13 protein-coding genes are annotated in these 13,570 nt (G+C 34.9%); all 13 read left to right on the top strand.

Annotation, left to right across the window (positions count from 1 at the left end; translation table 11 throughout):
- Positions 1-143: 143 nt before the first annotated feature.
- The 13 genes from MQX03_RS05185 to MQX03_RS05240 all read left to right on the top strand — a co-directional run bounded on the left by MQX03_RS05185 (position 144) and on the right by MQX03_RS05240 (position 13,471).
- Positions 144-560: a transposase-like zinc-binding domain-containing protein gene (locus tag MQX03_RS05185; RefSeq protein WP_242801941.1), complete on the top strand. Its 417-nt coding sequence runs from the start codon at positions 144-146 to the stop codon at positions 558-560.
- Between the two features lie 248 nt (positions 561-808).
- A complete protein-coding gene (locus MQX03_RS05190; RefSeq protein WP_242801942.1) occupies positions 809-2,188 on the top strand; it encodes a porin in 1,380 nt (459 codons plus the stop codon).
- A gap of 47 nt (positions 2,189-2,235) precedes the next feature.
- Positions 2,236-3,816, top strand: coding sequence for an MFS transporter (locus tag MQX03_RS05195; protein ID WP_242801943.1), 1,581 nt, complete (start codon positions 2,236-2,238; stop codon positions 3,814-3,816).
- A 43-nt stretch (positions 3,817-3,859) separates the two neighbouring features.
- Positions 3,860-4,084 (top strand): DUF6814 family protein, encoded by a 225-nt coding sequence (locus MQX03_RS05200; RefSeq protein ID WP_129534017.1) that lies wholly within the window; start codon positions 3,860-3,862, stop codon positions 4,082-4,084.
- A gap of 73 nt (positions 4,085-4,157) precedes the next feature.
- Positions 4,158-4,352 (top strand): hypothetical protein, encoded by a 195-nt coding sequence (locus MQX03_RS05205; RefSeq protein WP_242801944.1) that lies wholly within the window; start codon positions 4,158-4,160, stop codon positions 4,350-4,352.
- A complete protein-coding gene (locus MQX03_RS05210) occupies positions 4,345-7,038 on the top strand; it encodes an ATP-binding protein (RefSeq protein WP_242802117.1) in 2,694 nt (897 codons plus the stop codon). The genes MQX03_RS05205 and MQX03_RS05210 overlap by 8 nt, the downstream gene beginning before the upstream one ends.
- Positions 7,039-7,050: 12 nt before the next feature.
- A complete protein-coding gene (locus MQX03_RS05215) occupies positions 7,051-7,416 on the top strand; it encodes a response regulator transcription factor (protein ID WP_242801945.1) in 366 nt (121 codons plus the stop codon).
- A gap of 103 nt (positions 7,417-7,519) precedes the next feature.
- The gene (locus MQX03_RS05220) at positions 7,520-9,409 is read left to right on the top strand and encodes an AMP-binding protein (RefSeq protein ID WP_242801946.1); all 1,890 of its coding nucleotides are present in this window, start codon (positions 7,520-7,522) and stop codon (positions 9,407-9,409) included.
- Between the two features lie 10 nt (positions 9,410-9,419).
- Positions 9,420-9,872 (top strand): GNAT family N-acetyltransferase, encoded by a 453-nt coding sequence (locus MQX03_RS05225; RefSeq protein WP_242801947.1) that lies wholly within the window; start codon positions 9,420-9,422, stop codon positions 9,870-9,872.
- Positions 9,873-10,063: 191 nt separating this feature from the next.
- The gene (gene acs, locus MQX03_RS05230) at positions 10,064-11,971 is read left to right on the top strand and encodes an acetate--CoA ligase (protein WP_242801948.1); all 1,908 of its coding nucleotides are present in this window, start codon (positions 10,064-10,066) and stop codon (positions 11,969-11,971) included.
- A gap of 68 nt (positions 11,972-12,039) precedes the next feature.
- Positions 12,040-12,786 carry a hypothetical protein gene (locus MQX03_RS05235; RefSeq protein ID WP_242801949.1) on the top strand — a complete coding sequence of 249 codons (747 nt, stop codon included), beginning with the start codon at positions 12,040-12,042 and terminating at the stop codon, positions 12,784-12,786.
- A gap of 53 nt (positions 12,787-12,839) precedes the next feature.
- Entirely contained in the window at positions 12,840-12,965 is a 126-nt protein-coding gene (locus MQX03_RS20615) for a hypothetical protein (RefSeq protein WP_449508577.1), read from the top strand.
- A gap of 140 nt (positions 12,966-13,105) precedes the next feature.
- Complete coding sequence (locus tag MQX03_RS05240) at positions 13,106-13,471, top strand: hypothetical protein (RefSeq protein ID WP_242801950.1); 366 nt, start codon at positions 13,106-13,108, stop codon at positions 13,469-13,471.
- Positions 13,472-13,570 lie beyond the last annotated feature (99 nt).

Consider the following 13,570-nt stretch of genomic DNA (forward strand, 5'->3'; position numbering starts at 1 on the left):
TTTTGGCAAATTTAAAGCATATTATCTCTAAAAACCAAATTAAAAAGATAATTTTATTGCTTAATTAATATTAACAGGTATAATTATCTTATTGTTGAAATTTAATATTGCTAAATTATTATATATTTGCTAAAATACTATATATGGAAAATATTTGCCCAAAATGTAAGAGTGAGAAAATCGTTAAAAGCGGAATCATTAATGAGAAACAAAGATTCCATTGTAAGGATTGTAATTACTATTTTACCGTAAAAAAATTGGGTAAAAAAATTGATGATTACTACGTTACTAAGGCACTTCAGTTATACCTTGAAGGTTTAAGTTTCCGTGAAATAGAAAGGATTATCGGCGTTTCTCATGTAACAATAAGTTCATGGATTAAGAAATATAATATTACAAGACCACCCCATTCCGATTTCCATCCTGTTTATAAAGTTTTAAAGCAAAACGAACTAATCGATTATATTTCGAAAGAAGAAAACATTAAAGATTCCGGATTAATTATTACACAATTTGCAGACAAGTATATGTTGATTAAATGGGAAAGATTTAAAAAATAAGTTTTAGAAGTTATGAGTTATTAATGATGAGTTTTGAGTTCTTCAGCAAAAAAATTATAATTTATATAACTAATAATCAAATATTTAATTAAAATACCAATTCTAAAATAAGAACATTTTCTAACTCATCATTCATAATTAAAAATTTATAACTATACTATTACCGAAAACATATATTAAACTTTCACAACTAAATTATTAATTCCAATTTGGCTTTCACAAAATAACAGCCAAAAAATTAATAATTTATGAAGAAAATATTAAGTTTTATTGGATTAGCTTTAATTAGCAGTTCTGTCTACAGTCAAGGTTCTCCTGATTATGGAAATGGTTTAAAAATTAATTTAAATCCTGAAGGAGATAAGTATGTTAGATTTATTCTCTGGGATCAGTTTTGGATCAGGAACACAGAAATGAACCCCGGAAGTATGGTTGGCGGCGAACCAACCGACAATACCTGGAACTTAGGAAACCGACGAGCACGTATTTTAGCCTACGCTCAAATTACCAAGCGTTACATGATTCTCACACATTTCGGAATCAACAATCAAACTTTCATTAACGGTGGCGCTACAGGAACTACAGGAACTGGCGGCTACGGAAACGGGAAAAAACCTCAGCTTTTTTTTCATGATGCATGGAATGAATATGCCGTTGTAATGCCCGGTGAAGCAGGAAAATTCAGCTTAACTTTAGGAGGCGGATTGCATTACTACATGGGACTTTCCCGTATGACAATGGCTTCCACACTGAATTTCCTGACTTTAGATTCTCCGGTTTTCAGCTGGCCTCTGATTGACAATTCTGATCAGTTTGCGAGACAAATGGGCGTTTTTGCAAAAGGAAAGTATGGTAAATTTGAGTACCGAATGAGTCTAAATAAACCTTTCGCAACAGATTTAGCTCCAGCCAACACTTTAATTCCAGGAAATGAAGTTGCGGTTGATAACAATGGAAATCCGAACTGGTCAAAAGCAGGTTATTTTGAGTATCAATTCTTAGATACAGAATCTAATCTCCTTCCTTTCAAAGTGGGTTCTTATCTGGGAACCAAAAAAGTTTTCAACCTCGGTGCAGGTTTTTATCATCAAGCCGAAGGAACAAGAACTTCAGTGAATTCAAACATCGAAAAACACGATATTACCCTACTTTCTGTAGATGCTTTTGCCGATATTCCTTTAGGTGAAGCAAAAAATAAAATGGCCGTTTCGGCTTATGCAGGATATTTTAACTATAATTTCGGCCCGAATTACGTAAGAAATTTAGGAACGATGAACATCGCGGCCAACGACCCTAATTTTGTCGGACAAAGAGCTTTGGCAGGCCCCGGAAATCTTCAACCCATGATTGGAACCGGAAATGTGGTTTACGCTCAGGCAGGTTTGTTACTTCCAAATCAATCAGAAAAACCGAAAATCAGAATCCAGCCTTTTGCGGCTTACACTTACAAAGATTTTGAAGCGTTTGATAAACCTTCTTCTCAGTTTGATGTGGGGGCCAACTGGTTTTTAGACGGTCATCACGCAAAAATTACAACACAATATTCTACAAGACCTGTTTATACAAGTCCGACAGAAAACCCAAAATCAAAAGGAGAATTTATTGTACAACTCCAAATTTATTTGTAAAAACTAATCCTATAAAAATTAATCACTAACAAAAAAAATCTACTAATATGAGCGAACAACACCACGATGTTTACGAGAATATGACAGATAAGCAGAAAAACCGCACCATCTGGAGCGTCATCACCGCATCGTCCCTCGGAACTTTGATAGAATGGTATGATTTCTATATTTTCGGAAGTCTGGCAGTCGTTTTGGCGACCAAATTCTTCCCGTCAGACAATCCGACTGCGGCATTTTTATCTACATTAGCAACTTTTGCGGCAGGATTTGTAGTGAGACCTTTCGGAGCTTTATTTTTTGGAAGATTGGGAGACATCATCGGAAGAAAATACACGTTTTTAGTAACTTTACTCATCATGGGATTCTCCACTTTCTTGATTGGATGTATTCCGGGTTATGAAACGATCGGATTTATGGCGCCGGTTTTAGTTTTAATTTTAAGACTTTTACAAGGTTTAGCTTTAGGAGGAGAATACGGTGGCGCAGCAACTTACGTAGCAGAATATTCTCAGCCGCACAGAAGAGGTTACTGGACTTCTTGGATTCAGACTACCGCTACCGCAGGACTTTTCATTTCATTAATTGTTATTTTAATTACTAAAAATACTTTATCCGCAGAAGAATTTGACTCTTGGGGATGGAGAGTTCCTTTCTGGATTTCTATTTTAATGGTTGGGGTTTCTTATTTCATCAGAAAAAACATGAAGGAGTCGCCACTTTTTGCAAAGGCTAAAAGTGAAGGGAAAACTTCAAAAAATCCTTTAAAAGAAAGTTTCGGAAATAAATTCAACTTTAAATTTGTCTTATTGGCATTATTCGGTGCTGCAATGGGGCAAGGGGTAATCTGGTACACAGGACAGTTTTACGCAATGAGTTTTCTGCAAAAAGTAATGAATATCAACTCAATGCAGGTCGATTATCTGATGGCAACTGCATTATTAATGGGAACACCTTTCTTTGTGTTTTTCGGCTGGCTTTCAGATAAAATTGGTCGAAAAGCAATTATGATGACCGGAATGCTGGTCGCCATCTTAGCCTACAGACCGATTTACGATGCAATGTATAAAAGCGTGAATATCGAAGCGAAAACTGTAGCAGACAATGGAATTAAAGAAACAAGAGTTGCGGCAGTGCACAAAACTATTGCATCAGACAGTTTAGTTACATTTCATAAAGAAACAGCTTATACAGATGGAACTTTAATTAAAAAAGACAGTATCGTTCATTGGTCAGCCGCCGGCCCAATAATGAAAGACGGAAAAGCTGAAGAGCCAAAAGTTTCGACAGCAATTACTTTAAACGACGACACAAGATGGTATTTGGTCTTCCTTGTATTTGTTCAGGTAATTTTTGTGACGATGGTTTATGGTCCGATTGCAGCATTTTTAGTTGAGATGTTCCCCGTAAGAATCCGTTACACATCGATGTCGTTACCATATCATATTGGTAATGGAGTTTTTGGAGGATTACTTCCTGCGGTTGCCACTTATCTCGTAACTTCCGGAAAAGATGCAGGGCATGCGACGTGGTATCTTGAAGGGCTTTGGTATCCGATTGGAGTTGCCACAGTCTGTTTAGTCATCGGATTGATTTATCTTAAAACCAAAAACAATAATATCCACGATTAATAGGGATAATCACTTAAAAATTATTAATTTTAAATCTACTAAAATGAACGGATTAAAAAAAATATTAGGCATTGTATGGATTTTAGCTGCCTTGATCGTTGCCTACTTCGGAATAACGGTGATGGGCATTCCTAAAATCACATCAGGCAAACAGGAAGATCTGGTATTTGGCATCATTATACTTTTTGTATTGGTTCCGATTGTCACAGGCGGATTGGCAATTTTCGGATATTATTCCTTGATTGGAGAATATTCTGACGACAAATAAATTATTAATGATAGATGATAATTGATGAATGATTTTGTTCATCAATTATCGTTTATTATATCAATCATTAATTATGAAAAAAAGACACGAGCAAAAACTGATTATTCTGAGCGCAGGTTTACTGATTGCGTTCAGCATTCCGATTTCATTGCTTTTCAACAGTGAGAGAGAGGTTTTTGGCTACCCAATGATTCTTGTTTATTTCTTCGCCGTCTGGATGATTTCCATCATTATTTCTTTTGTAATCGTAAAAAAATATGATGAGTAGTTTCGCATTATTTATCGTTGTCCTTATTTACCTCGCACTTTTGTTTTTAGTTGCCCATTTGGCAGAGAAGAAAAAGAGTAAGATTTGGATCAATAACCCATACATCTACGCATTGTCGCTTGCCGTGTACTGCACCGCATGGACGTATTATGGAAGTATCGGCGTGGCAGCGACCAGCGGACTCAATTATTTACCGATTTACATTGGCCCGATCATGGTGATTCCTGCCTGGATTTATATTAATACTCGGATTGTCCGCATCTCAAGGGTTAACAAGATCAGTAGTTTAGCTGATTTTATTTCATTACGATATGGAAACAGCAGAAGTTTTAGTGCTATAATCACATTAGTTTGTCTCTTTGCGATTATTCCTTACATCGGATTGCAGATTAAGGCGATTTCTGAGACTTTCCACTTGGTTACAGAAACAAAAATTTCTCAAAATATTTTAACAGACAGCGGAACTTTTGTTGTTATTTTAATTGCTGTTTTTTCATCCTATTACGGAACAAAATATGTTGATGCATCCGAAAAACGTTTAGGAATTATCTCTGCGATTGCTTTAGAAAGTTTTCTTAAATTATTCTTCATTATTATTTTGGGATTATTTGTGATCTATTATGCTTTTGACGGATTTTCGGACTTGTATCAGAAGGCAAGTAAATTCCCGGATTTTAAAGCTAAAAACACCTTTAACGGAATTGAAGGCGCCATGAACTGGATGGTTCTCTGCATGATTTCCGGAACTGCAATTTGCATTTTACCAAGACAGTTTCACACCGCAATTGTTGAAAACAGACAGGAAAAACACATCAAAACAGCAATCTGGTTTTTCCCTTTATATCTTTTGATATTCACCATTTTCATCTTCCCGATTGCCTGGGGCGGAAGATTGATTTTCCAAGGACAAAACGTAAACCCTGAGTTCTACTCTATTCTGATTCCGCAACATTTTGATAATACTTTGATTACGGTTTTGGTCTTTTTGGGAGGTTTGAGTTCATCAATTTCGATGATTATCATTTCAGCTATCACGCTTTCAATTATGCTTTCGAATAATTTAATTATTCCTTACGGCTTGTTAGGAAAATTTAAAGCAGAAAATGAAGTTCAAAACACCAGAAATATTACCAACATCCGTAAATTTTCGATATTCGGATTGATTATTCTCGCTTTTGCCTTTTACAAATATTTTATTTTAAGAAGTTCTCTAGATTCTGTCGGATTGATCTCATTTGTCATCATTGCACAATTGGCTCCTGCATTTTTCGGAGCGATATTTTGGAGAAGAGGAAGTTACAAAGGCGCAGTAATAGGGCTTTTAGCGGGATTAATTATTTGCTATTTCGGATTAATTATTCCTCAGTATTATTTTTCTTATAACTCTGAATTAAAAGGTTTTTTAAGAGATTTATATGATACTTTTCAGTTTTTCGACATTTATTTTTTAACCAGAATTCCGGAGATTTTCTTTTGGTCGATTTTGGTGAATACTGCTTTGTTTACCATACTTTCTGTAAGCATGAAAGGAAATTATCGTGAGAGAAATTTCGCAGAATTGTATGTTGACATCGATAAATACATTCAAAATCACGAAAACGCATTCATTTGGAGAGGAACGGCTTATGTTTCTGATATTAAAAACATCTTGGAACGTTTTTTAGGCAAAAAGAAAACCGAACAGGCCATGCGGATTTTTAATATTAAATACAATATCGATTCGCAAACCGAAACGGCCGATTCAAGATTTATTAAATTCTCTGAGAACCTTTTGGCGGGGAGAATCGGGACGGCTTCTGCAAAAATTCTCATTGAAGGAGTAACGAAAGAAGATAAAATATCTTTGAAAGAAGTTTTAAATATTTTGGAAGAATCAAAAGAAAATATCACATTAAATAAAAAACTTACCGAGAAATCTGAGGAGCTGAAACAGCTTTCCAACGACCTCAGTGCCGCAAATGAAAATCTTATCGTGAAAGACCGCCAGAAAGATGATTTTCTGGATTCTGTTGCTCATGAATTGCGAACACCGATTACCGCAATTCGTTCGGCTGGAGAAATCTTAGCCGATGACGACGATATTCCTTTAGATATAAAAAGAGAATTTTTAAATAACATCATCACCGAATCTGACCGTTTGAGCGAAATCATCAATGATATTTTATATTTGGATAAACTTCAACACGGAGAAATCGCATTAAATATTCATGAAAATAACATTATTGAAACGTATAAAAAGGCTTTAAACCCAATATTACATTTAATTCAGCAGAAATTCATTCATGTGAGCGAAGTTGATTTGCTCAATCATTATTTGTTTGAATATGATGAAGCTAGATTTATTCAGCTGTTTCAAAATATTTTAGGAAATGCCTTGAAATTTACTGAAGATCAAGGTACAATTCAAACTAAATTTTCAGCAAAAGATAATTTTTTAATTATAAAAATATTCAACACCGGAAAGCATATTCCCGAAGAAGATTTGGAAATGATTTTTGATAAATTTTATCAGGCTAAAAATCAAAACATAAGAAAACCTACCGGAAGTGGTCTCGGACTAGCGATTTCAAAGAGAATCGTCGAAGCCCACAACGGAAACATTAAAGCAGAAAACAGTGGATTGGGTGTTACGTTTACCATCACCCTGCCGAAGAAAAATATAGAAAACCATGAAGTTGAACCCTAACGAAGTACAAGAATGAAAAAGATATTAATTGCAGATGACGAACACAAAATATTAATGTCACTCGAATACAGTTTCCGGAAAATAGGTTACGAAGTGTTCATCGCCAGAGATGGAACTGAAGTTTTAGAATTTTTAAAAACACTTGTTCCCGATGTCATTTTATTGGATATCATGATGCCCAATCTTGACGGATACAGCACATTGGAAGAAATTAAAAAAAATGAATCCTTAAACAATACAAAAGTTCTCTTTCTCAGTGCCAAAAACAACCCGAAAGATATTGAAAAAGGACTGGAGATCGGAGCGGACGCATATGTAACAAAGCCGTATTCTATTAAAAAATTGATTTCTCAGATTGAGGAGTTGCTTAATTCTTAAACACGAATGACACAAACGAATTGCACGAATGACACAACTGGCATAGTGTTATTCGTGAAAGAAATTCGTGTAATTAGTGTTTAAAAAACCAAACGCAAAAATTATGAACGCAGACAATTTATTTAAACAAAGCATAGAAAACAAAGAGCAGTTCTGGAAAGAGCAGGCTCAGGAAATTTCGTGGTTTGAATTTCCCGAAACGATTATTTCAAAAGACGAAAACAGTTACACCCAATGGTTTGCAGACGGAAAGCTCAACATGTCTTATCTCTGTATCGACAAACATATTGAAGATGGCTTTGGAGAAGAAACTGTGATTATCTATGATTCTCCGGTTACCAATCAAAAAATAAGATACACTTATAATCAGGCCAAAGAAGAAATTTCAAAATTAGCAGGCGGACTTGCCTCTTTAGGTTTAAAAAAAGGAGATACTGCTGTGATTTACATGCCAATGATTCCGCAGACGCTTTTTGCAATGCTGGCTTGTGCAAGAATTGGGGTGATCCACAATGTTGTTTTTGGAGGGTTTGCACCTCATGAATTGGTCGTAAGAATTGATGACTGCAAACCAAAAGCTTTGATTACGGCAACGGCAGGAATTGAAATTGCGAAGAGAATTCCTTATCTACCATTGGTTGAAAAAGCGATTGAACTGGCGCAGGATAAAGTAGACAATATCATTGTTTTCAACAGAAAATTAGTTAATAATCAACATGAAATGTTTGAAGGCATCATCGATTATGAAGAGTTAGTTGAAAAGTCCAAACCTGCAGATTGTGTTTCAGTAGAATCAAATCATCCGTTATACTTACTTTATACTTCCGGAACGACTGGTAAACCAAAAGGAATTACAAGAGATACAGGAGGTTACGCTATCGCTTTGAAATTCTCAATGAAATATATTTATGGAATTGATCAAGGCGAAACATTCTGGGCAGCTTCAGATTTTGGTTGGGCGGTTGGTCACAGCTACAGCGTTTACGGACCATTAATTAACAGAAATACCACCATTATTTTTGAAGGAAAACCTATTATGACTCCCGATGCAGGAACTTTTTGGAGAATTATATCTGAACATAAAGTTTCAGCGATGTTTACCGCTCCGACAGCCATCAGAGCTATTAAAAAAGAAGACCCAAATGGAGAACTGGTTAAAAAATATGATTTAAGCCATTTCAAAAAACAGTTTTTGGCAGGTGAAAGATGTGATGTCGCAACTTTAGATTGGTTTGAAAAGCACATCGGAGTTCCCGCTATTGACCATTGGTGGCAGACAGAATCTGGATCGCCGATGTTAGGACTGATGACTTTTGATGATGATTATAAACTTAAAAGGGCTTCAGCAGGAAAACCGATTCCGGGGTACGATATTAAAATTTTTGACGAAAACGGATTTGAACTTGACGAACATAAAGAAGGATATCTAGTTATCAAACTACCACTTCCTCCAGGCGCAATGCTGGGAATCTGGAATGATTACGAACGTTTTGAAAAAAGTTATTTATCACAATACAAAGGCTATTATTTTTCAGGAGACGGAGCCATAAAAGATGAAGACGGCTATATTTTTATCACAGGTCGTGTAGATGATGTCATCAACGTTGCGGGACACCGACTTTCAACTTCGGAAATGGAAGAAATCGTTTCCTCTCATTCCGATGTTGCCGAGTGTGCTGTCGTCGGAATTGATGATGATTTACGTGGGCAAGTTCCTTTTGCAACCGTAGTTTTGAAAAATGGTTCGGAAATTTCTGAAGAAGAGATAGAAAAAGAAATCATTCTGAAAGTCAGAGAAAAAATTGGTGCAGTTGCATTTCTAAAATCCGTGATGGTTGTCAAAAGACTTCCCAAAACACGCTCAGGAAAGATTTTAAGAAAATTGATCCGAACGATTATTGATGGTAAAGAATTTCAGATTCCTTCGACGATTGATGATGAAATGATTATTGGTGAGTTGAAAGAGAAGATTCGGCAATACAGAAATTCGTAAAGTAAAGGTGATGACAGAAATTATAAAAGCAAATACCGATGACGACAAGATTTTAACTGAGATCACAAAAAGATCAAAGGCCTACTGGGGATATTCTGAAGAACAAATGAGCAGGTGGTCAGATTTACTAACCATTACCTCAGAATACATCGACAAGAATCAAGTGTATAAATTAATTGTCAACCAATCGATTATTGCTTACTATTCTTATTTTGAAATTGAAAACAATAGTGTGAGACTTGACAATCTTTTTGTTTCACCTGAAAATATCGGTAAAGGTTATGGAAAATTATTAATGAATGATTTTATTTTAAAAATAAAACAGAGCGGAAAAATCAGAATAATTCTGGACGCCGACCCTAATGCACAAAAATTTTATGAAAGTTTCGGATTTATAAAAATTGGAGAAAGTGAAACATCAGTTAAAGATAGATTTCTTCCAATTATGGAACACAAACTATAATGAAAATTGCTCTCAATCTGTCATGAACTAAAAACCTCTGTAAACTTTTCTAAGTGAAACGGCTTTGTGAGACTTAAAAAAAGTCAGATAAAAAAAAACTTCGTGCGCTTCGTGTTCAATTTGAAAATCGAAAACGCACAACTTAAACAAATAAAAAATTTAAACAATAAATAATTCTAAAAAGAAAAAGTATGAGAAATTACGTGATAGAAGATTTACCGCACTACTTTGAAGAGTACAAAAAATCAATCAAAAACCCGAAAAAATTCTGGGATAAAGTGGCTGACCAAAATTTTGTATGGTACCAAAGGTGGAGCAAAGTGGTAAAATATGATATGAATGAGGCAAAGATCACATGGTTTAAAGATGCTAAATTAAATATCACAAAAAACTGCCTAGACAGACATTTATCTGTGCGAGGAGAAAAAACAGCCATCATCTGGGAACCCAACGACCCAAAGGAAGAAGCACAGCACATTTCTTACAACGAACTCTACGAAAGAGTCAACAAGACAGCAAATGTTTTGAAAGACATGGGAATCCAAAAAGGCGACAGAGTTTGCATCTATCTTCCGATGATTCCTGAACTGGCGATTACGATGCTGGCTTGCGCTAAAATAGGAGCCGTTCATTCGGTAATTTTTGCAGGATTTTCGGCTTCTGCTGTGGTTTCCAGAGTTAATGACTGTGGCGCAAAAATGCTGATCACTTCAGACGGAAGTTACAGAGGAAGTAAAGTTTTAGATTTAAAATCGATTATAGACGAAGCAGTAGAAAAATGTCCTACCGTAGAAAAAGTTTTGGTTGTAAAACGTACCAACAACGAAGTAAAAATGAAGGAAGGCAGAGACTTTTGGATAGCTGATCTGTACGAAAAAGCTTCTGCTGATTTCGTAACCATTATTATGGATGCAGAAGATCCTTTGTTTATTCTGTACACTTCAGGTTCTACAGGAAAACCAAAAGGAATGCTTCACACTTCCGCTGGGTACATGGTTTATTCGGCGTATACTTTTAAAAATGTATTTAATTATCAGGAAAACGACATCTATTGGTGTACTGCAGATATTGGCTGGATTACTGGACATTCGTATATTCTTTACGGACCGCTTTTAAATGGCGCAACGACCGTTATTTTTGAAGGAATCCCAACGTATCCTGAGCCGGACAGATTCTGGGAAGTGATTGAAAAACATAAAGTTACTCAATTTTATACTGCGCCAACTGCCATCCGTTCTTTAGCAAAAGAAAGTGCTGAATGGGTTGATAAACATGATTTAACCTCATTAAGAGTAATCGGATCTGTTGGAGAACCAATCAATGAGGAAGCGTGGCATTGGTTTAATGATCACGTCGGAAGAAAAAAATGTCCAATTGTAGATACTTGGTGGCAAACTGAGACCGGAGGAATTATGATCTCTCCTATTCCTTTTGTAACGCCTACGAAGCCAACGTATGCAACTCTTCCATTACCGGGAATTCAGCCTGTCTTAATGGATGACAAACGCAATGAAATTACAGGAAATCAGGTCACAGGAAATCTCTGCATCCGTTTTCCGTGGCCGGGAATTGCGAGAACGATTTGGGGAGATCACCAAAGATATAAAGAGACTTATTTTTCAGCATTTCCGGGAAAATATTTCACTGGTGACGGTGCTCTGAGAGACGAAGTGGGTTATTACAGAATTACAGGTCGTGTAGATGATGTGGTGATTGTTTCAGGACACAATTTAGGCACCGCACCGATTGAGGACAGCATCAACGAACATCCGGCGGTGGCAGAATCTGCGATTGTAGGTTTCCCACACGACATCAAAGGAAGTGCTTTGTATGGTTTTGTGATTTTAAAGGATTCAGGATCAGACAGAAAGCATGAAAATTTAGTTAAGGAAATTAATCAATTGATTTCAGATCAGATTGGTCCGATTGCTAAACTGGATAAAATTCAGTTCGTATCAGGTCTTCCGAAAACGCGTTCAGGAAAAATCATGCGTAGAATTTTGAGAAAGATTGCGGAAGGTGACTTCTCTAATTTCGGAGATACTTCTACTCTATTGAATCCTGAAATTGTTGAAGAGATTAAAAATGAAAGAATTTAATTTTATTTAAATAATTTAGAGCCTGTTTAATTTTTTAGACAGGCTTTTTTATCCTTAAAACATTCGTAATGAAATTAATTTATATTTTAATTGGAATTTTTCTTCTGCACTCCTGTGAGAAAACAGAGCTCAATGAAAATGAGATTCTGGAAATGATACATTCACACAAAGGCTATGAAAATTCAGAACTGAAAAAGGATTTTTCTTACGGTGCAGATTTTATTGATTCTATAAAAACTTTCAGAGAAACAATAAAAAAGGAAAATTTCAAACCAATTTTTGAAGCAGATTTAAATAATGATGGTAAGAAAGATTATTTGGTAAATTTGAGTTATCCAGAGACCAAGGATAATATTATTGTTAAAATATTAATTAATGAAGATTATTACCACACTGCTTTATTGTTGAGTAGTGATGCTGGTTATCAATTATTAAATCCAGGAAAGCAGAAAGTTTACGACATATTTTCTGCCAAAATAATCTTTCATAGAAATCAACATCTCATCAAGCTGGTTAATTTTAAAAGACATAGTGATAACAAGAATGATTTGATTCAATATGATACATTAATGATCAAGAATAATCAGTTGACAGAATTTATATCATCAATAAATAAGCATCATATTGAAAAGATAATTTTCACTCAAATTGGAGGGTATGCGCCAGGAATAGAATATCAATTAACTCTAAACAAAGATTCGATTATTCTTCAATCAAACTTTTATAAAAATCTTGAAGGAAGATACAGTGGAAATAATATTTCCAGTTTTAAGAATATTGCCGAAGAACTTAATCAAATAGGTTTTGAAAATTAGAAGACAAATACTCCATTGAATGTTCAGACTGTCCATCAAAAGTAACAGAAATTATTTTTGACAATGGTAAAAGAAAAAAAATTTACGACTATGGTGAAAAGGGAACTTTAGGACTAGTAAAATTTTATGAAAAGATTGACTATATTATAAGAGATGAAAAATGGAAGAAAATAGATTAAAATGAAAACTCAATCAAAATAGACATTATCTTAATTATTATTAATTTTTTATAGATAAAATAAAATATATCAAATTTTATTAAATTTCTATCAATTATTTAAAAAATAGTTCTATCTTTAAGTACCAAAACAAAATTACTATGTCAAGCATTTTAACAGGAATATTTGAACGTCACAGTGATTATAAGCGGTTAGAAAACGAAGTTGAAACTTCGGGGTTTGAAAACTCTGATTATATAGTTTATCTCCTAGAAGATCATCCGCATTCACAATATATGGCGAGTGTACAGATTAGAGATAACGAACAGTTAACAGCAGCGCAGAATATATTTCATCAAAATTCTGTTGTCAAAACGTATTTATTTGAAAACATGAGCATCGAACAAGCATCCTACAGCAACATAAAAAAATACATTGATGCAAGGTGTAAAGCTGAAATTCACAGCAGCCCTGATGTAAGAATCAAAGTACAGCATGACGGAATAAATTCTGAAGTGAAATCTTAAATTAAAAACTAAAAACTCATAACCGGATCCGTAGAATTTTTTCTACGGATTTTTAGTTTATAGAATTGACAAATAGCTATATTTTTCGTATTTTCGTTT

Source organism: Chryseobacterium aahli (assembly GCF_022699665.1).
GTDB lineage: Bacteria > Bacteroidota > Bacteroidia > Flavobacteriales > Weeksellaceae > Chryseobacterium > Chryseobacterium aahli.